The organism is Arthrobacter sp. BC5 (assembly GCF_056680255.1).
In genome coordinates this window covers 2,632,342-2,650,762 of record NZ_CM155273.1, presented here as the reverse complement: position 1 = coordinate 2,650,762, position 18,421 = coordinate 2,632,342, and the positions used below count along the sequence as shown (strand labels likewise).

The window sequence follows — 18,421 nt, the reverse complement described above, 5'->3', positions numbered from 1 at the left end:
GCGTTCGCCTTGCCGCGAGGTCCCTGGTCACGGTGCCTGAAGGGACGCGGTCCGGGTGATCGCGGTCATCGCAGTCGTCCTGCCCTTCGCAGTGGGCGGGCTCCTGGCGTCCCTGCCGGTGATCGCCATGGCCGCCATCCTCTCGGGCGCAGGTTCCCGCGCGGTGCTCCGAGCCTTCGTCCTCGGCTGGGTTCTAGGGGTCACAGCGATCGCGGCGGTCGGCCTGATCCTGGCCGACGCCGTCTCCTTCGCATCGGGATCAGTCGTCTGGATCAGCTGGCTCAAAGTCCTGCTGGGCGTCCTGCTGATCGGCGCCGCGGCAGTGCGCTTCAGGAAGGGCCGCTCCGGAGACGACCAGGACCAGCCTCCGCCGTGGATGGCGGGACTCCAGTCCATGACGGCTCCGAAGTCCTTCGGATCGGCCTTCCTCATCGGCTCTGTCAGTCCCAAGAATGCCCTGATCGTTCTGTCCGCGGTATCGGGCGTCGTAGAGGCCACCAGCGTGCTGGCCGAACAAGTCATCGCCCTGGTGGTGTTCATCGCCATCCGCAGCCTCGGGGTCGCCGCACCGCTCCTCGCGGTCCGAACAGGACATCAGCGAGCCACAGCGCTGCTCCACCGATTCGTCGACTGGTTCACACGGTTCGGCCAGGTCGTCATCAGCGTCGTGGTCCTGCTCCTCGGAGTGGTCCTCGTCTCGAACGGCCTCGAGCAACTCGGCTGACCGATCGGACACCGACATGTGCCGCCCGCCTCCGGAATGCTCTCAGTCGAGTAGCTCCCTTCCTCGACAGCTCCGCAAGACCGGCCCACCATGGCGGCGTTCCACGGCCGTAGCCTGTGCCGACGGGTCCGGCTAGCTGTACTGACCGGACACGTTGGTCAATCGTGAGAAGGGCGGCTGGTTGCTGCAGGCTGTGTGGGGCCGGTGATGGTTGTAGTAGTGCAGCCAGCCGTCGAGTTCGCCGCGACGCTCCGTCTCGGAGGTGTAGCAGCGGGCGTAGGCCCAGCCGTCGGCCAGGGTGCGGTGGAAGCGCTCGATCTTGCCGTTGGTCTGCGGGCGATACGGCCTGGTCCGTTTGTGCCTGATTCCCAGCTCGGCGCAGGTGTCGCGCCACAGGTGTGAGCGATAGGCGCCACCGTTGTCCGACAGGACCCGCTCGACGGTCACCCCGCGGGCGTTGAACCACTTGACGGCCCTGGCCAGGACCGCTGTGGCGGTGTGGGCTGTTTCGTCGTCGTGGATCTCGGCGTAGGCGACGCGGGAGTGGTCGTCGATGACGGTGTGGACGTAGGCCTTGCCCATCAACGGGTCGTAGTGCTTGTTCTTGGGCTTGTCGGGTGTGGCTGCGCGGTTCTTCTCGCCTTGTCGTCGGCCGACGTAGCGCCAGCCTCCGCCGTCTGGGATGTTGCCGAGCTTCTTCACGTCGACGTGCAGCATCGCCCCGGGGTGGTCGTGCTCGTAGCGACGAACAGGCTCTCCAGTGGCACGGTCGACGTGCGACAGGCGGTTCAAGTGGACGTCGACCAAGATCCGGTGGACTGTCGACGGAGCAACGCCAATCCGGTATGCCAACTGAACCGGACCTTCCCGCAGACGCAGCCGGAGCTGGATACAGCGCTTCGCAGTCGTGGGGCTGGTCTTGTTCGGGGAGCGGTGAGGCCGTGAGCTGCGGTCCTGCATGGACTGACCGGCCCGGTAGCGGTCAGCCCAGCGCTTCACGGTGGGCCAGGAGACCTGGAACCGGGCAGCGACCTCGCTGATCGGCCATCCGTGGTCAACAACCAGCTGGGCAACCTTGAGGCGGTGACGCGGAGTGAGGGCGGCATTGGCGTGGGACATGGTGGTCTTCCTGGTGACGAGCGGGTGGAGACAGTGATGGGGCTGCACCCTGTGGTGCAGCCCCATCGATTCGGTATGTCAGTTGCCGTCCGTGTCCTCGCTGTTCGGCGCTGAAGAGGCAGCCGTCTCGGTGGGTGTTCCCTGCTCGCTCTGGGGCTGGTCGTCATCGTCGGGCACGATCTGGGCCCCGCAGCAACTGCTGTCCTGCTTGCGTGCGGTGAAGAGGTCCTTGAGTCCCATGGTTGCTTGTTCTCCTCGTGTGGTTGGGAATGTGGTGGTTGGGTCAGGCGATCAGTGGGATGAGGTAGCCGGCGGCGATGGCCGTGCCGATGACAGTGACCACGAAAGTGACGACCAGTCGGGGCTTGAACAAGGCGGTGAGCATCGAGATCTCGGGGATCGAGGCTCCGGCGCCGCCGATCATCAGCGCGAACACTGCACCTAGCCCCATGCCGGTCGAGCTGAGGGCCAAGCCGATGGGCAGCATCGTCTCGATACGCACGTAAAACGGAACGCCAAGCACGGCGGCCAACGGCACGGCCCACGGTTTGTCGTCGCCAGCGACCGCGGCGAGTTGGTCCTGAGGCACGAAACCGTAGATAAATGCACCGACCGAGACACCCAGCACCATCGGGACGAGCAGCGGTCTCAGATCGGCCCAGGCCTCGCCGAGTGCGGGCCGGATCTCGTTGCGCAGGCCTGCCCAGGGGTGGGGGGTGCTGTCGTCGCCGACGACCTTGACTCGCTTGAGCTGGCTGGCCATGCCGAGTCGTTCCCATACTAGGGGGGCGAGCAGGGACCATGCGGCGGTGACCACCGTGTAGACCAACGCGATACGCCAGTCGAACAGCAGCACCACCCCGGCCACGATGATGGGATCCAGCAGCGGTGACGAGATCAGGAAGGTCATCGACGTCCGGAACGCCACCCCCGACTTCAACATCCCAGCCAGCACCGGCAGCGTCGAACAGGAACAGAACGGCGTGATCGCCCCCAGCAGTAGCCCCTTGAGCGGGCCGGGAAGGCGCCCATCGGCCATCCAGCTCTGGATCCGATCCGGCCCGAACCGCCGGTTCACCAGCGCAACGAGCACCGAGATCAGCGAGAACAGGACGAGCAACTCGACCAGGATCAACCCGAAGGTCTGTACCGCATGAATCACCGCGCAGCACCCTCAGTCGATGCCTGACCCTCCCCTGCTGGGGCAGTGCAGCACGCCTTCTGTCCCTCTGGAGTGAGAGTCGCCAAGTGAGCGAGCCACTGCACCGGCGCCGCCAACTGCTCACAACACAGCGCGTAGATGTTGGACCGGCCCTCGGCCCGCACACTGATCAGCTGCGCTTGCCGCAAGGCTGCCACATGGTGACTCACCAGCGCCTGGCTCAACCCGGTGGCCTCCTGCAACTTCTTGTTCGAGCACGCCCCCGCCGCAAGCGTCAGCACGATCATCAGTCTGTTCTCGTCTGACAAAGGCTTCAACAACGGAGCAAGCATCCGCGCGTGATCCCGCGCCGACAGGTCCGTGCGCGGCAGGGCAACATCCAGTGAAACTGTCATACCCACACTATAGACAAGCGTGGCCTTCTGTCACAAGTGGCCGACGAGACTCAGAGAAAGTCCCCGCGTAGCCAGGGGTCGTGCCTCATAGAAAAGTCCCCGGCAAAGGACGGGGTGGGGTTCGGCGACGATGGGGTATGCCGGATAAGGATGTCTCGTTGGCCACCAGGGTCGAGATCACCAAGAAATACGCTGCCGCCTACGAGGCCGCTTCGAAGAAGGACAAGTCGAAGATTCTGGACCAACTGGTCGAGGTCACCGGCTGGAACCGGGATCATGCCCGCCAGCAGCTACGACGCCGGCTGACCCAGCCCAGAGGACGCGCTACCGCCACTGTGGCAGTGATCGATCGGCGCAAGAGCCGGGGCCGGAAGTACTCCTACGACGCGATCAAAGTCTTACAGCACGTGTGGGCCACCGCCGGGGGTATCTGCGGCAAATACCTCGCCGCCTCAATGGCTGACTGGATCCAGGCGATGGAAGCCGCCAGGGCCCTGGTTCCTGGCCAAGACCGCTATAGCCAGCAGGTCCGGACTGAACTGCTGGCCATGAGCGCAGCCACCATCGATCGGTACCTGGCACCAGCGAAGGCCAGGGACCCTATCCGAGGGAAGTCCGCCACCAAACCGGGCAAACTGCTGCGCAACTCCATCAGTGTGCGCAAAGCAGGCGATGAAATCGAAGCCGAACCAGGGTTCTTCGAAGTCGACACCGTGGCCCACTGCGGGCCGACTTTGAAGGGTGAGTTCGCCCGGACGGTGAACTTCACCGATATGCATACCGGGTGGGTCTTCACCCGCGCGATCCGCAATAACGCGATGGTCAACATCGTCGCCGCCTTTGAGGAGTTCATCACCACGGTGCCGTTTATGGTCACCGGCATCGACTCCGACAACGGCAGCGAGTTCATCAACCACCAGGTGTTGGGTTGGTCTGCTGAGCGGAAGATCTTCTACACCCGGTCCCGGCCGTATCAGAAGAACGATCAGGCCACCATCGAGTCGAAGAACAACCACCTGGTCCGCCGCTACGGGTTCTACTACCGCTACGACACCGCGATCCAACGCGAACTACTTAACAGACTCTGGGACCTGGTCTGTGACCGGCTGAACTACTTCACCCCCACCACCAAGCCCACCGGCTACACCGCCGATGCCATCGGGCGTCGTCGCCGGGTCTACGACAAACCCCGCACCCCCTACCAGCGGCTATTCGATGCCGGAGTCCTCAACCCAGCCCAACAGCAGGAGCTGGCCACCTACAAGGCCTCGCTGAACGTCGTTGAGATCGCCGCTGAGATCGACACGATCCAGCAACGGCTGATCGCCTTGGCCGCGATCCCGACTCGGCGCCTGGAGCGGGAGCTCGAGGACCAAGCCGCTCGGGCAATGCCCGAGGCCGATTGGATCAAACTCTACGGCTGACCCGGACCTGTTTCGCGGGGACTTTTACATGAGGCACGGGGGATCACTTCCCGGGGACTTGACCGTGAGGCATCACGGTGGCGACTTGTCTATCGATCAACGTGTCCGGTCAGTACAGCTAGCGGGACCCTACGGTGCTCCGAGTCAGGTCGTCAGTACTGTCTTGAGCCAGCCTTCCTCACGCCGATCGAAGGTCAGGTACGCATCGACGACGTCGGTGATCGGCTCGTGCTGGGTGATGAACCTGGTCGGATCGAATACTCCGGACGCGACGAGGTCCAACAGCGGTGGTGTGACGGAACGGTGGTCACAGTTCCCCATCCGGACGGTCAGGTTCTTGTTCATCGCCTGCCCGATCGGATACGACATCATGGCGGGACTGTAGACGCCGATGATGCCGATGCGCCCGTACTTCCTGACGGTCTCCACACTCCATCGCGACACCTGTGACGGAGCATCGCCGGGCACCCAGTTCTCGCCCTGAGTGTTGGTCCTGGGTGCCACTTCGGCGACCTCCTGGGCGAACTGCTCTGCCTGCTGCTCGCTGTCCGCCGCCGCCGGACCGGAGGACGGGCGCTGAGCGTCCACACCGACAGCGTCGATCACTGCGTCCACCCCGATGCCGAGGGTGGCGTCCATCAGCGCCTGCACGGGATCCTCGCTGTTGAAGTCGATCACGTCAGCGTTCTGGTCGAGCGCCTGGACGAGCCGGGTCTCGACGCCGTCGACCGCGAAGACGCGGGATGCTCCCTGGCGGAAGGCCGAGGCAATGGCGAACTGTCCGACGACGCCGGCGCCGTAGACGGCGACCGTGTCCCCACGCCGGACTCCCGCCAGTTCGGCGCCGAACCAGGCAGTCGGGAAGATGTCGGATAACAGGATGGCCTGCTCATCACTGACGTTGTCGGGCAGCGCGGTCAGGGTGTTGGAAGCCCAGGGAATGCGCGCATACTCGGCCTGCAGCCCGTCGACCGGCCCGGTGGTTTCCGGTCCGCCGAAGAAACAGGTGCCGGCCTGCGGGCCGTTCGGGTTGGCTGTGTCGCACTGCGCGGTATGTCCGGCGCGGCACTGCCAGCACACGCCACAGGACATGGTCGAGGAGACCACCACGCGGTCGCCCGGGGCGAACCGGCGAACGGCGGCCCCCACTGCCGCGACCTCCCCGACCGCTTCATGGCCGAGGATCGTCCCCTCCTTCATGCCCGCCATGGTTCCGCGGATGAAATGCAGATCAGTCCCACAGATCGCGCTGCGTGTGATCCGCACAATGGCATCGTTGGGATCCAGGATCGCGGGATCGTCGACATCGTCGAGCCGGATGTCACCTTCGCCGTGCCATACAAGAGCTTTCACGACATGTCCTCCTTCAGCAGTTCGGGTCTGCAGGTAGGGTTTCCGTCCTCAATCTCTTCGTACGCTAGAGGGCCCGCCGTCGACCGACAACGTCGAACCAGGCAGGTCACATCGGTTGCGCTTTTCCCAGATCCGGCTACGTGGCGATTCCGGTAGCCGGCGAAGATGTCCGAGAGCATGGTGAAGCCGATTTCATGCTCAGTGCCCCCGGGCAGTTCGGGCAGGTTGGAGCCGGCCCACGGAACAGGTGGCACTTCGGTCTGCCCGCCCCGGTACGGGCACATGACCCTACGGCCGCTGTCGTCGTCGGGACTTCTGGCCCTGGATAAGCAGGTGACGGGCGCCGACTCTGGACTCATGACCGGGACCACCGCGTGGAATGCTCTCGTGCACGTCCTGATGGTGAGCGTCGTGGCGGTCCTGCTGATGACCCCATCGCTGGAGCGGTGGATCGACCAGCAGGTCATGGTCAGCTGAAGGAAGGATCACACCATGCTCAGCCATCTCGGCCTTCACCGGTCCCTGTGGGCCATCACCGGCGTCCTGACACTCGTCGCCGCAGCGGCCGAGCTATGGCGTCCCGCAGTGTATGGCGGCGTCGTCAGCGAGGAGCTCATCCCCGGAGCCTTTTCACAGGATCTGCTCTCCGTGGCAGCCGCACTGGCGCTCCTGTACGTGGCGGTCTCGGCTCGCGGCGACCGCGTGAAACCTCAGATCGTGGCTCTGGGGCTCATGGGGTATCTGTTCTACGCCTACGGGATCTACGTGATCGAGCGTGCCTACAACGACCTGTACCTCGTGTACATGGCAGTCTTCACCCTGGCGCTCTGGGCGCTGGTCTGCGCCGGAGCCCACCTCCGCCGTGACCTCCCTCGACCTGCCCTGCCGAAGGCGGTCCGGCTGGTGTCAGCCTCCGGTGCCATGCTGCAACCCCTCGTTTTCTACCCTCTCTGGATAGGGATGCTCCTGCCCCTGATGCGCACCGGAGAGCAGATCGACTCCCTCTACTCGATCTTCATCCTGGACCTGTGCTTCATCATGCCCGCCTTTCTGATCCTCGCCGTCCTCACCTACAGGTCGCACCGGACCGGGCTGCTTCTGCTGCCGGCCATCCACGTTCTGGGCTTCACCCTCATCTTCTCCCTGGCCGTGGGGGAACTGGTCAAACCACTGTTCGATGCCGCACCGAGCCCGGGCGCGTTCTGGACGGACCTCGCGCTGTCCATGCTCTTCCTCATCCTGGGCATCCTGCATCTGACCACGATGCACATCAGCGCGACCAGCTCGATGCCGGTGAGCGAGGGCAGCGGCGCGTTCGAAGCGGGAGCACGGGCCTGATCGGGACGGCGTGGAGAGCCTGCGACCTGACCGATGACTCTTCCGAGCAGTGCCTGTCGTGCAACGCATACCGACTCGCACCACACGGACGCGGAGACCGGTCGCTGAGCGTCCGCATCGGCTGTGGACCAGGGGCGAGCATTCTCTTGCCCATCGCACCGATCTGGCCGCTGACGAGTCGTCTCGACACCGGGTGGGCCGGCGCCCTCACGGTCCTGAGGTCGTGGGGCTGATTCAGCAACGGTCCCTGAAGAAGTCCTCGAGTACCGCGTTGTCCTCATACGCCAGATGCATAGCCGCTATCCGATGCTGGAGGAACCAGTCGACACGCTGACCTTCGGTCAGGGCCAGTTCCCGCGGGTCTGCTTCGAAGGGTGCTGTGAAGGTGTATTCGACTCCGTAATGCCTCTGCACCCGGCCGAGGAAGCGAACGGAACCGGTAGGCAGGGTCACGCCCAGTTCCTCGCGCACCTCGCGTTCGACACACGCCTGCGCCGACTCGCCAGGCTCCAGCATCCCTCCCGGGATGGCCCACATGGTGGGGAACGGGATCCAGGGCTTGTCGTCGCGCAGCTGCAGCAGCACGGCCCCGACACTGTTCACCAGGATGATCTGACATCCCTCGACGGTCTCGGCACTGCTCATGGGACCAGTGTAAGGAACCAGCTGGGACCCCCGGAGTCGAACGGGCCGGAGAGGCTACCGTCCGCAAGGTCGTACCTACCCGAACCCCCGGGTCTGTCACGAGGAGCCGCTCGGATCTCCCGCCCGCTCGGCGGCCCGCCACTCGCGCCTCGACATCGCCGTCACGCCCGGCGGCAGTGCGCGGAGGTAGCCCCGGTACGTGCGGCGCCCGGAGAAACTCCAGTACGGGAAGGACTCCAGCAGGGCAGCGAAGGCGATTCTCACGGCCAGCCCGACCAGTTCGATCATCGTACGGCCCTGCCGCGCTTCTCCCCCAGTGTCATGGTCCGCATCCTACGCCGTCGCTGTCGCCGTCGACCCGGGAAGCAGGGGAATGCCTCATGCCGCCCGGGGAAGCAGCGGTTTCGTCTGCGTCGAGGTCGTCGTGGTCCGGGCTCGGAAAGTGCTGCGTCAGGCGGCCGGGCGCGGGAAGATGCGGTCCAGCTCGGCGAGATCCCCGTCGGACGGCGTCCAGTCCGCCGCTGCCGCATTCTGCCGTACCTGCTCCGGTGTCGTGGCTCCCGCGATGACCGATCCCACGGAGGGCTGGGCGGCGAGCCAGGAGAACGCGACCTGGACCTCGCTGACGCCGCGCTCCGAGGCGAAAGCGGCGAAGGCTTCCAGCTGGCTCCAGTCCGCCGATTCCAGCACGTTCTGGCGCGAGTGGGTGAGCCTGCTGCCGGCAGGTACCTCGTTCCGGCGGTACTTGCCGGTCAGGAGGCCGTTCGCCAGCGGGAAATAGGGCAGGACGCCGAGACCGTAGGCTTCGACCGCGGGGACCACCTCGCGCTCCAGGCGGCGGTCCAGCAGGTTGTAGGGATTCTGCGCGGAGATGAAGGGCGCGTAGCCACCGCTGCGTGCGGTGAATTCGGCCTCGGCGATCTGCCAGCCGGCGAAGTTGGAGTGTCCCAGGTAGCGCACCTTGCCACTCGTCACGAGGTCGTCAAGGGCCGCGAGGGTCTCCTCGATCGGCGTGAGCGCGTCCGGAGCGTGGTACTGGTACAGGTCGATCCAATCGGTGCCGAGTCGGCGGAGGGAGGCCTCGACCGCACGGATGATGTAGCGCCGGGAGCCGCGGGCATTCCAGTCCGGCCCGTTCACGCCGCCCATGTCGAGGCCGAACTTCGTGGCGAGCACGATGTCGTCGCGCCTGCTGCCCAGCGCCGCGCCCAACTGCACTTCGCTGACGCCGGGTGCCTTGCCGTACATGTCGGCGACGTCGAAGAGGGTGATGCCCGCGTCGAGTGCGGCGTGCACCACGGCGTCGGTGCCCTCCTGCGACTCGGAGGTGGTGCCGGCCCTGCCCAGGTTGTTGCAGCCGAGTCCGACGGTGGAAACGCTGAGCCCGGAAGAGCCCAGTCTGCGGTAGGTCATCATGGCCCTAACCTACCAAAGCAGTTGCCCCGGGCACACGACCCGGGGCAACACTGTTTCACGAGTCGGTATCAGACGAACCAGATGCCGATCTCGCGCTCCGCGGACTCCGCGGAGTCGGAACCGTGTACGAGGTTCTGCTGGACCTTGACGCCCCAATCGCGACCCAGGTCACCGCGGATGGTGCCCGGGGCCGCCGTCGTCGGCTCCGTGGCCCCGGCCAGCGACCTGAAGCCCTCGATGACGCGCTGGCCCTCGAAGACGGCGGCGACGATCGGGCCGCTCAGCATGAACTCGACGAGCGGCTCGAAGAACGGCTTGCCGACGTGCTCCGCGTAGTGCTCCTCCAGGAGCTCCCGCGTGGCATGGACGCGCTTGAGCTCGGCGATGCTGTAGCCCTTCGCCTCGATGCGGGACAGGATGGTGCCGGTCAGGCCTCGGGACACGCCGTCGGGCTTGACGAGGACAAGGGTGCGCTCAACGCTCATGGGAACTCCTGGGATGGCGGGCGCCGTGATGTACGGCGCCGCGGGCGGGTATCACGCTCGACTCTACTAAAGGCCGCAGCCTCATTCGGGGTTGGCCTTCTCCCACTCGGCCTGCAGCCGGTCCCGCTCCACGTTCTCGCGGTCCACGCGACGCCCCTGCCGGATGCCGTAGAGCCAGGTCAGGGCGAACGCGACGCCCACCACGAACATGGTCGGTTCGAGGAAACCGCCGGCGATGATGACGAGCTGCAGGATCCAGCCGAGACCGATCCCCCATTTCTTCGTGAGCACGGCGCAGGTCAGGACCAGCACGACGCTGAGGAGAAGCCCCGGGATCAGGATCAGGGCGGGTGAGATCTCGTCCCGCCGCAGCCCGAACACCGCGAGCGTGGCGAAGAACACCACGAACGCCTCGAGCAGCAGGACGGTCGAGGCGAACAGGATCTTGGTGGACCGGCGTTTCCTGGGCATGCCGGGCCGCCATTCGCGCTGCGCCTTCGTTCTGCGAGCCATGCCTGCCTACTTCCCCAGGAGCGTACGGGCTTCCCCGACCACGGTGATGGAACCGGTGACGAGGATGCCCCCGGCGAGGTCATTGTTCTCCTCCGCCTTCATCACCGCCCATTCCAGGGCGTCGTCGAGCCCGGGAGCGATGTTGATGTTCTCCTCCGCGAATCCGGCGGCCAGAGCGGCCTGCAGGAGGTCGGCGGCAGGTACCGACCGGGGCGACGTCGACTGCGTCAGGCAGACGTCCTCCAGGATCCCGCCGAGCTCCTCGTGCAGTTCGGCGAGCATGCCGGCCGCGTCCTTGTCCTGCAGCACCCCGATGACCAGCACGAGCCGCGTGAAGTCGAAGGCCTCGGTGATCCCCTTGGCGGCTGCCCGGGCTCCGGCCGGGTTGTGGGCCGCGTCCACGATGATGCTCGGCGCGGTGCGGACCACCTCGAGGCGACCGGGAGAGGTGACGGCGCGCAGCCCGTTGCGGACCAGCTCGGTCTCGAGCTGGCGCTCGCCGCCGCCGAGGAACGCCTCGACCGCCGCGACCGCGACGGCGGCGTTCTCCGCCTGGTGCTCGCCGTGCAACGGTACGAGCAGCTCCCCGTAGCGGCCGGCGAGCCCCGTGAGGGACACCACCTGCCCTCCGACGGCGACCGTGCGCGATTCGACGCCGAACTCGACGCCTTCGAAGCGGAACTCCGCGCCTACCTCCTGCGCGCGCTCCAGCAGCACCTGTGCGGCGTCGCGGGGCTGGATCGCGCTGACGAGGAAGGAACCGGGCTTGATGATGCCGGCCTTCTCCAGCGCGATGTCCTCGACGGTGTCGCCGAGGAGCTCCGTGTGGTCGAGGGAGATCGGGGTGACGACCGCCACCTGTCCGTCGCCGACGTTGGTGGCGTCGGTGATGCCTCCCAGCCCCACCTCGATCACTCCGACGTCGATCGGTTCGTCGGCGAAGATCGCGAAGGCAAGGATGGTCACGCACTCGAAGTACGTCAGGCGAGGATCCCCGGCGTCGACGAGCTCTCCGTCGACGATGTCGAGGTAGGGCCTGATCTCGTCCCAGACCCGCACGAACGTCTCGTCGGCCACGGGTTCGCCGTCGATGCTGATGCGCTCGGTGACGCGCGCGAGGTGCGGACTCGTGAAACGGCCGGTCCGCAGGTCGTGCGCCAGCAGGATGCCCTCGATCATGCGCGCCGTCGAGGTCTTGCCGTTGGTCCCGGTGATATGGATGATCGGGAAGGCCTTGTTCGGCTCCCCGAGGATCTCCATGGCCCGGCGCAGCGGCGCCATCCTCGGTTCCATCCTGTTCTCCGGCGCGCGGCTCAGGAGTTCGGCGTACACGCTCTCGACCGAGAAGCCGTCGAGCTCCGCCCTGCCGTCCGCGCCGGTTCCGTTCATGTCATCCATGCTGCTGCTCCTGCCTCGCGACGGTGATGCTGAATTCGTTGACCGTGTCCTCGAGCCCGGTGATGCGCAGCTCCAGTGTCAGCGTCTCCGCCTTGATGAGGTCGGCGTTCGCCTCGAGAGCCGCGACCTGGTCCTGAGCGACGCCGACGGTCGTGGTGATGCGGTCGCTGATGTCGAGGTCGGCGTCGCGCCGGGCCTGCTGGATGGCACGGATCGCGTCACGCGCCGTGCCCTCCGCCGCCAGGTCCTCCGTGACCTCGGTGTCGAGGACCAGGAACCCGCCGCCCGGGAGGACCGTGACGGCCTTCGAGCCGGCATCGTTGCCCTCCACCACGGTGTCGAGCGTGTACTCGTGCGGTTCGAGGGCGATGCCACCGGCGGTGACGCCGCCGTCGTCGTCCACGGACCACTCCCCCGCCTTGGACGCCCTGATGACGGTCTGCACGTTCTTGCCGAGGCGTGGGCCGGCGGCGCGGGCGTGGACGACGAGGCGCTGCGTGATCCCGAACTCGGCAGGCTCCGCGTCGGCGGAGTCGATGAGGCGGACGTCCTTGAGGTTGAGTTCGTCCTCGATGATGGACTGGTACTGCCCCGACAGCTCCGCCGCACCGGGGGCGACGACGGTCAGTTCCCGCAGTGGGAGCCTCACCCTGAGGTTCGCGGCCTTCCGCAGGCTGGAGCCGACCGAGCACACCTGGCGCGTCCGGTCCATCTGATCCACGAGGTCCGGAGCGGCAGGGAACGACGCCGCCTCGGGCCAGTCGGTGAGGTGCACGGACCGGCCGCCGGTGAGCCCGCGCCAGATCTCCTCCGTGACGAGGGGTAGCAGCGGAGCCGCGACGCGGCACACGGCCTCGAGGCACGTGTAGAGGACGTCGAAGGCGTCCGTGTCCTCGTCGAAGAACCGCTGGCGGCTCCGGCGGACGTACCAGTTGGTGAGCGTGTCCAGGTAGCGGCGCAGGGACTCGCACGCGTCGCTGATGGTGAAGGCGTCGAGTGCCTCGGTGAGGTCGCGGACGAGGATGCCCGTGTTCGCGAGGATGTAGCGGTCGATCGGCTCGCTCAGCTGCGCCGCGGCCTCCGGCCGAACGGTCTTCGCCTCGTAGCCCCCGCCGCCGTTGGCGGCGTTCGTGTAGAGGCTGAAGAAGTGCCAGACGTTCCACAGCGGCAGGATCACCTGGCGGACGCCCTCGCGGATCCCCTGCTCCGTGACGACGAGGTTGCCGCCGCGGAGGATTGGCGAGGCCATGAGGAACCAGCGCATGGCGTCCGACCCGTCGCGGTCGAAGACCTCGGAGACGTCCGGGTAGTTCCGCAGGCTCTTGGACATCTTCTGCCCGTCGGAACCCAGCACGATGCCATGGCTGATGACGTTGCGGAACGCCGGCCGGTCGAACAGCGCCGTGGACAGGATATGCAGCATGTAGAACCAGCCGCGGGTCTGCCCGATGTACTCGACGATGAAGTCCGCAGGATTGTGGGTGTCGAACCACTGCTCGTTCTCGAACGGGTAGTGCACCTGGCCGTAGGGCATCGACCCGGAGTCGAACCACACGTCCAGGACATCCTCGACGCGGCGCATGGTCGACTGCCCGGTCGGATCGTCGGGGTTCGGACGGGTGAGCTCGTCGATGAAGGGGCGGTGGAGGTCCACCTCACCCTGCTTGTTGAGCGGGAGGCGACCGAAATCGGCCTGGAGCTCGGCGAGTGAGCCGTAGACGTCGGTACGGGGGTACTCGGGGTTGTCCGACTGCCACACCGGGATAGGGCTGCCCCAGAATCGGTTGCGGCTGATCGACCAGTCACGCGCGTTGGAGAGCCACTTGCCGAACTGGCCGTCCTTGACGTTGCCGGGGATCCAGGTGATGTCCTGGTTGAGCTCCACCATGCGGTCCCGGATCTTGGTGACTTCGACGTACCACGAGGACACGGCGCGGTAGATCAGCGGGTTGCGGCACCGCCAGCAGTGGGGGTAGCTGTGCACGTAGCTGGCCTGGCGCACGAGGCGTCCCTCGGACTTCAGCACGCGCGTGATGTGCTTGTTCGCCTCGAAGACCTGCAGCCCCACGATCTCCGCGAGCGGCCCCTCGCCGAACATCGGCAGGAACTTCGCGCCCTCGTCGACCGAGAGGATCACCTGGATGCCGGCTTCCTCGCAGATCTTCTGGTCCTCCTCGCCGTAGGCGGGGGCCTGATGGACGAGGCCGGTGCCGTCCGTCGTCGTGACGTAGTCCGCGACGAGGAAGCGGAACGCGTTGCGGTACCCGCCCTCCTCAGGATCGGCGAGGTAGTCCCACAGCGGCTGGTAGGTGAGGCCTTCGAGCTCGGAGCCCAGGTGACGGGACGTGACGGCGTCGCGCGCGGCGGCGGCATCGGCGAAGCCGAGGTCCTTCGCGTAGTTGCCGAGCAGGTCCTCCGCCAGCAGGTACCGGCCCGCCTCGCCGTCGCGCTGGGCCTCGACGACCACGTAGGCGATGTCGGGTCCGACGGCGAGCGCCGCGTTGGTGGGGAGCGTCCACGGCGTCGTCGTCCACGCGAGGGCCTGGACCCCCGCGAGGTCCTTCGACAGATCCGAACCGCCGGCGAGGATCGGGAAGGTGACCGTGACGGTCTGGTCCTGGCGGTCCTGGTAGACGTCCTCGTCCATCCGGAGTTCATGGTTGGACAGCGGCGTCTCGTCGTTCCAGCAGTACGGCAGGACCCGGTACCCGTTGTAGGTCAGGCCCTTCTCGTGCAGCGTCTTGAACGCCCACAGCACGGACTCCATGTACTCCGGGTTGAGGGTCTTGTAGTCGTTGTCGAAGTCCACCCAGCGGGCCTGGCGGGTCACGTAGTCACGCCACTCCCCCGCGTACTTCATGACCGAGGCACGGGCGGCGTCGTTGAAGTTGTCGATGCCCATGGCGAGGATCTGCTGCTTGTCCGTCATCCCGAGCTGCTTCATGGCCTCGAGCTCGGCGGGCAGGCCGTGCGTGTCCCAGCCGAAGCGCCGTTCCACGCGGTGGCCGCGCTGCGTCTGGTAGCGGCCTACGAGGTCCTTGGCGTAGCCGGTGAGGAGGTGCCCGTAGTGCGGGAGGCCGTTGGCGAAGGGGGGGCCGTCGTAGAACACGAATTCGTTGGAACCGTCGACGCCGGGATCACGGGCGTCGATGGACGCCTGGAAGGTGCCGTCCTCCTGCCAGTAGCGGAGCACGCGTTCCTCGAGCTCGGGGAAGCGCGGGGAGGCGCTGGTTCCGGAGGAAGCACCGCTGTCATCGGGCGACACGGCTTTGGGGTAGATCTGCGGCATGGTTCTCATCCTGTGTGCGGCGGCGTCGGGTGGAGCAGGAATCCTGCCGTGAGGACGGTTCCCTTCCGCCCACCGCCGGTTGCCTGACCGGCCGCGGGGGTCCAGGACCCGCGGTACCACCTCACTTGCCGCCGTCGTCCGCCGTGCCGCTGGCACGGCAGCCGGGGCCGCCGCTCGTTCTGGCTGTGACGGGCCACCCGTCCGGTTCTACGGGCCGCCATGGTGGGCGGCCTTCTTCCGGAAGCTCGCCGGTGATTGCCGGGTCGACGCTTGTCCCCCAAGTCTAGCGCCGCCCCGAATTCGTTGTCGAAAGGACGACGGCACGAGAGGGTGACCGGTGCCCCTGCACAAAGGCGTTGTGGTCGCCGCCCATGCTTGGCAGGGTGGAGGGTGCCCCGACCGCAACAGGATGGATACCCCATGCCGACCCCCGCCCTTCCCACCGCGTCCGCGCTGGACACCGCCCGGTTGCTGCTGGGCGTCTTCCTGCCCACCGTGGCCAAGGGACCCATCATCAGGCGCCCCTGGGCCGTCGGACTCGCCGCCCGCCTCGACCTCGACTCGAAGGCTGTGGGCATCGTCAGGACGCTTCATGAGAAGTACCCGGACGGACCGCTCATGCTGAGGCTCCCGATCCGGAGGCAGGCGGTGGTGCTCGCCCCAGCGGACGTCGACACGGTCCTGGCGCAGTCACCGGAGCCGTTCTCCCCTGCCAGCAGCGAGAAGCGGGCGGCCCTGTCCCACTTCCTGCCCCACAACGTGCTGATCTCGCGTGGCCCCGTCCGGACCGTGCGCCGCGCCCTCCAGGAGCAGGTCCTGGACACGAGCCACCCGGTGCACCACCTCGCCGACCGCTTCGTCCCGGTCGTCGAGGAGGAGATGCAGCAACTGCTGGCCGGCGCCGCCTCCAGCGGATCCCTCCCCTGGGGGGATTTCCTCGACGCCTGGTACCGGGTGGTGCGGCGCGTGGTCTTCGGCGACCATGCACGGGACGACAAGGACCTCACGGCCATGATGATCCGACTCCGGAAGGACGGGAACTGGGCATTTCTGAAGCCCGTGCGGAGAAGAACGCGCCGGCGCCTGCTCCAGCGCATCAGCGAGGAACTCGCCGATGCCGAGCCGGGCAGCCTTGCCGCCGTCATGGCCGCGGCACCGAAGGGCGACGGGGCGGAACCTGCCGAGCAGGTGCCCCAGTGGCTGTTCGCCTTCGACCCCGCGGGCATGACGACCTTCCGCACCCTGGCCGTGCTCGCGACGCATCCCGATGCGATGGCCGCGGCCCGGCGCGAGGCCGACGGCGACACCTCGGGACGCCGCTTCCTCCCCTATCTACGCGCTGCCGTGCTCGAGGGGCTGCGCCTCTGGCCGACGACGCCCATGATCCTGCGCGAGACCACCCGGCCGGTGCAGTGGGAGCAGGGCCTGATGCCGGCGAAGTGCGGCGTGCTCGTCTACGCGCCCTACTTCCACCGCGACGACCGCCACCTGCGCAGTGCCCACGGCTTCTCGCCCGAACGCTGGCTGAGCGGGGAGGACGACGGCTGGCCTCTCGTGCCGTTCAGCGACGGCCCGGTGGTGTGCCCCGGGAAGCAGTTGGTGCTGCTCCTCACGAGCGCGGCGCTGGCGTCTCTCGTCAGCGCGCATGACTTCCGCATCGCCCAGGGGCAGTTGCTGGATCCCTCCCGTCCGCTGCCGGGCACCCTGGACAACTACTCCATCCGGCTGGCTGTCTCCCCGCGGAGCTGACTCCTGCTTCCCGCGCGGCGTTCCGGGCAGGGTCGTCTCAGGCGAGGACCGGTGACCCGGCCGGCACCGGCACCTTCAGGGCACCGGGCATGGCGGTCACGGCCGCCGGCAGCGGCCCCACCAGTTCGCCGTCCGCATGGACGCCGAGGGGCTTGCTCGCCGTGATTCGCACGCTCGCACCGCGAGTGGAGGCGATGCCGGGCCTGCAGAGATGCTGGCCCCCGGTAGGACCGGGAAAAGGTGGGGACGACGCTCAGGATGGTCGATCGTCCCAGGCTCACGACCTCCAGGAGGCCGTCGTCGACCTTCGCCTGCGGACAGATCCGGAGCCCGCCGCCTTACTGTCCCGTGTTCCCGACCGCGACGGGCAGGCGGAGGCTGCCGGTGGTGACGGTGGACACCGCGGGGCCTTCCCGTCCGGGTGCTGCTGCCACGCATGGCCCGAGCCGCCGCGCCCGGCGGTCGGACTGACGAGGAGCAGGGCCATCCCCCGGCCCGCCCGTCGGGCCGCGGCCCGTTCTGTCGAGGCCCGCGCACGTCAGCGTCGGAGCACCTTGTGGTTGGCCGCCTGCGCGAGCGGGCGGAGGACGAGCTGGTCGATGTTCATGTGGTGGGGGGCGTTGAGGGTGAAGGCGACGGCCCGGGCGACGTCGTCCGCGCTCAGGGGATGCGCCACGCCCTCGTAGACCTTGTCCGCCGCCCCCTGGTCACCACCGAGCCGGTTCAGGGAGAACTCCTCGGTGTGCACCATGCCCGGGGACACCTCGATGACGCGGATGTTGTTCTCGGCCTCCTCGAGCCGAAGCGAACGCGCCATCGACTCCTGCGCGGCCTTCACCCCGCAGTACCCCGCCCCGCCCTCGTAGGCCGCGAGCGCAGCGGTGGAGGTCAGGAACAGGACGCTGCCCTGCCCGCCGTCGCGCAGGGCCGGGAGCAGCGCACGCGTCATGCGCATGGACCCGAGCACGTTGACGTTGTACATCCATTCCCAGTCCGCGGTGACGGCGTCCGCCAGCCGGTCCGCACCGAAGGCGCCGCCTGCGTTGTTCACGAGGGCGTGGACGGGACCGGACGCCGCGACCTCGGCCGCGAAGGAGTCGACGGACGCCTGGTCGGTCACGTCCAGCGCCAGGGCCGTCGCGCCGGTCTCTGCCGCGAGGGCCTCGAGGCGGTCCACACGCCGGGCGGCAGCGATGACGTCCCACCCGTCGCGCCGCAGGGCCCGCACGGTCGCCGCGCCGATCCCGGAGCTGGCTCCGGTGACGATGGCGCGCAGGGCGGAAGGGGCTGGGTCGGCGGGTGCACCGATGGGTGCAGGCGAAGTCGGGGTCATGGAGCCACTGTAGCGAGCCGTGGGGGGCGCTGCCCGCGTGCCGCCGAGGACGGGCGGCACCCGGAATCGGGGCCGCCC

At 67.4% G+C, this 18,421-nt stretch carries 17 protein-coding genes and 1 pseudogene; 4 read left to right on the top strand and 14 right to left on the bottom strand.

Translation table 11 applies throughout. From position 1 onward, the window contains the following. The first annotated feature begins 55 nt into the window (after window positions 1-55). Window positions 56-724, top strand: a complete 669-nt coding sequence (locus tag AC1MFI_RS12340; RefSeq protein WP_479817218.1) for a GAP family protein — start codon at window positions 56-58, stop codon at window positions 722-724. A 132-nt stretch (window positions 725-856) separates the two neighbouring features. On the opposite strand, the gene AC1MFI_RS12335 is transcribed toward AC1MFI_RS12340, so the two are convergent. The 4 genes from AC1MFI_RS12335 to AC1MFI_RS12320 all read right to left on the bottom strand — a co-directional run bounded on the left by AC1MFI_RS12335 (window position 857) and on the right by AC1MFI_RS12320 (window position 3,400). Next, window positions 857-1,843 (bottom strand): IS481 family transposase, encoded by a 987-nt coding sequence (locus tag AC1MFI_RS12335; protein WP_209907617.1) that lies wholly within the window; start codon window positions 1,841-1,843, stop codon window positions 857-859. Between the two features lie 78 nt (window positions 1,844-1,921). Beyond that, window positions 1,922-2,083 carry a hypothetical protein gene (locus AC1MFI_RS12330; RefSeq protein WP_154676754.1) on the bottom strand — a complete coding sequence of 54 codons (162 nt, stop codon included), beginning with the start codon at window positions 2,081-2,083 and terminating at the stop codon, window positions 1,922-1,924. Between the two features lie 43 nt (window positions 2,084-2,126). Next, complete coding sequence (locus AC1MFI_RS12325) at window positions 2,127-3,005, bottom strand: permease (protein ID WP_196597475.1); 879 nt, start codon at window positions 3,003-3,005, stop codon at window positions 2,127-2,129. Continuing rightward, window positions 3,002-3,400 (bottom strand): ArsR/SmtB family transcription factor, encoded by a 399-nt coding sequence (locus AC1MFI_RS12320; protein ID WP_048896403.1) that lies wholly within the window; start codon window positions 3,398-3,400, stop codon window positions 3,002-3,004. The genes AC1MFI_RS12325 and AC1MFI_RS12320 overlap by 4 nt, the downstream gene beginning before the upstream one ends. A gap of 158 nt (window positions 3,401-3,558) precedes the next feature. On the opposite strand from AC1MFI_RS12320, the gene AC1MFI_RS12315 reads away from it, so the two are divergent. Further along, complete coding sequence (locus AC1MFI_RS12315; RefSeq protein WP_479816192.1) at window positions 3,559-4,824, top strand: DDE-type integrase/transposase/recombinase; 1,266 nt, start codon at window positions 3,559-3,561, stop codon at window positions 4,822-4,824. Window positions 4,825-4,968: 144 nt separating this feature from the next. Here the strand turns inward: AC1MFI_RS12315 and AC1MFI_RS12310 are convergent, their stop codons facing one another. Continuing rightward, entirely contained in the window at window positions 4,969-6,177 is a 1,209-nt protein-coding gene (locus AC1MFI_RS12310; protein WP_479817215.1) for an alcohol dehydrogenase catalytic domain-containing protein, read from the bottom strand. 492 nt (window positions 6,178-6,669) lie between these two features. On the opposite strand from AC1MFI_RS12310, the gene AC1MFI_RS12305 reads away from it, so the two are divergent. Then, window positions 6,670-7,515 carry a hypothetical protein gene (locus AC1MFI_RS12305; RefSeq protein ID WP_479817213.1) on the top strand — a complete coding sequence of 282 codons (846 nt, stop codon included), beginning with the start codon at window positions 6,670-6,672 and terminating at the stop codon, window positions 7,513-7,515. Between the two features lie 234 nt (window positions 7,516-7,749). Here the strand turns inward: AC1MFI_RS12305 and AC1MFI_RS12300 are convergent, their stop codons facing one another. From AC1MFI_RS12300 to ileS, 7 genes are all read right to left on the bottom strand, one after another. Then, complete coding sequence (locus tag AC1MFI_RS12300) at window positions 7,750-8,160, bottom strand: NUDIX hydrolase (protein WP_479817211.1); 411 nt, start codon at window positions 8,158-8,160, stop codon at window positions 7,750-7,752. A gap of 96 nt (window positions 8,161-8,256) precedes the next feature. Next, the gene (locus AC1MFI_RS12295) at window positions 8,257-8,448 is read right to left on the bottom strand and encodes a hypothetical protein (protein WP_479817209.1); all 192 of its coding nucleotides are present in this window, start codon (window positions 8,446-8,448) and stop codon (window positions 8,257-8,259) included. A 162-nt stretch (window positions 8,449-8,610) separates the two neighbouring features. Continuing rightward, window positions 8,611-9,576, bottom strand: a complete 966-nt coding sequence (locus tag AC1MFI_RS12290; RefSeq protein WP_479817207.1) for an aldo/keto reductase — start codon at window positions 9,574-9,576, stop codon at window positions 8,611-8,613. A gap of 68 nt (window positions 9,577-9,644) precedes the next feature. Then, a complete protein-coding gene (gene ndk, locus AC1MFI_RS12285; protein ID WP_479817205.1) occupies window positions 9,645-10,061 on the bottom strand; it encodes a nucleoside-diphosphate kinase in 417 nt (138 codons plus the stop codon). A gap of 81 nt (window positions 10,062-10,142) precedes the next feature. Further along, window positions 10,143-10,574: a DUF4233 domain-containing protein gene (locus AC1MFI_RS12280; RefSeq protein WP_479817203.1), complete on the bottom strand. Its 432-nt coding sequence runs from the start codon at window positions 10,572-10,574 to the stop codon at window positions 10,143-10,145. A gap of 6 nt (window positions 10,575-10,580) precedes the next feature. After that, window positions 10,581-11,972: a bifunctional folylpolyglutamate synthase/dihydrofolate synthase gene (locus tag AC1MFI_RS12275; RefSeq protein ID WP_479817201.1), complete on the bottom strand. Its 1,392-nt coding sequence runs from the start codon at window positions 11,970-11,972 to the stop codon at window positions 10,581-10,583. Continuing rightward, the gene (ileS, locus tag AC1MFI_RS12270) at window positions 11,965-15,261 is read right to left on the bottom strand and encodes an isoleucine--tRNA ligase (RefSeq protein ID WP_479817199.1); all 3,297 of its coding nucleotides are present in this window, start codon (window positions 15,259-15,261) and stop codon (window positions 11,965-11,967) included. The genes AC1MFI_RS12275 and ileS overlap by 8 nt, the downstream gene beginning before the upstream one ends. A 420-nt stretch (window positions 15,262-15,681) precedes the next feature. Here ileS and AC1MFI_RS12265 point away from each other — a divergent pair, with 420 nt between their 5' ends. Next, the gene (locus tag AC1MFI_RS12265; protein ID WP_479817197.1) at window positions 15,682-17,010 is read left to right on the top strand and encodes a cytochrome P450; all 1,329 of its coding nucleotides are present in this window, start codon (window positions 15,682-15,684) and stop codon (window positions 17,008-17,010) included. Between the two features lie 37 nt (window positions 17,011-17,047). On the opposite strand, the pseudogene AC1MFI_RS12260 reads toward AC1MFI_RS12265, so the two are convergent. Both AC1MFI_RS12260 and AC1MFI_RS12255 read right to left on the bottom strand, forming a co-directional pair. Then, window positions 17,048-17,224, bottom strand: a pseudogene (locus tag AC1MFI_RS12260) (diacylglycerol/lipid kinase family protein); the annotation flags it as partial. A gap of 324 nt (window positions 17,225-17,548) precedes the next feature. Then, on the bottom strand, window positions 17,549-18,343 hold the full coding sequence (locus AC1MFI_RS12255) for an SDR family oxidoreductase (RefSeq protein WP_479817195.1): 795 nt from the start codon (window positions 18,341-18,343) through the stop codon (window positions 17,549-17,551). Between the last annotated feature and the right edge of the window lie 78 nt (window positions 18,344-18,421).

Bases quoted from the DNA above. Each gene is read 5' to 3' on its own strand.
- AC1MFI_RS12335 (WP_209907617.1), bottom strand. From the start codon at position 1,843: ATGTCCCACGCCAATGCCGCCCTCACTCCGCGTCACCGCCTCAAGGTT.
- AC1MFI_RS12330 (WP_154676754.1), bottom strand. From the start codon at position 2,083: ATGGGACTCAAGGACCTCTTCACCGCACGCAAGCAGGACAGCAGTTGC.
- AC1MFI_RS12320 (WP_048896403.1), bottom strand. From the start codon at position 3,400: ATGACAGTTTCACTGGATGTTGCCCTGCCGCGCACGGACCTGTCGGCG.
- AC1MFI_RS12305 (WP_479817213.1), top strand. From the start codon at position 6,670: ATGCTCAGCCATCTCGGCCTTCACCGGTCCCTGTGGGCCATCACCGGC.
- AC1MFI_RS12300 (WP_479817211.1), bottom strand. From the start codon at position 8,160: ATGAGCAGTGCCGAGACCGTCGAGGGATGTCAGATCATCCTGGTGAAC.
- AC1MFI_RS12295 (WP_479817209.1), bottom strand. From the start codon at position 8,448: ATGATCGAACTGGTCGGGCTGGCCGTGAGAATCGCCTTCGCTGCCCTG.
- AC1MFI_RS12290 (WP_479817207.1), bottom strand. From the start codon at position 9,576: ATGATGACCTACCGCAGACTGGGCTCTTCCGGGCTCAGCGTTTCCACC.
- ndk (WP_479817205.1), bottom strand. From the start codon at position 10,061: ATGAGCGTTGAGCGCACCCTTGTCCTCGTCAAGCCCGACGGCGTGTCC.
- AC1MFI_RS12280 (WP_479817203.1), bottom strand. From the start codon at position 10,574: ATGGCTCGCAGAACGAAGGCGCAGCGCGAATGGCGGCCCGGCATGCCC.
- AC1MFI_RS12275 (WP_479817201.1), bottom strand. From the start codon at position 11,972: ATGGATGACATGAACGGAACCGGCGCGGACGGCAGGGCGGAGCTCGAC.
- ileS (WP_479817199.1), bottom strand. From the start codon at position 15,261: ATGCCGCAGATCTACCCCAAAGCCGTGTCGCCCGATGACAGCGGTGCT.
- AC1MFI_RS12265 (WP_479817197.1), top strand. From the start codon at position 15,682: ATGCCGACCCCCGCCCTTCCCACCGCGTCCGCGCTGGACACCGCCCGG.
- AC1MFI_RS12255 (WP_479817195.1), bottom strand. From the start codon at position 18,343: ATGACCCCGACTTCGCCTGCACCCATCGGTGCACCCGCCGACCCAGCC.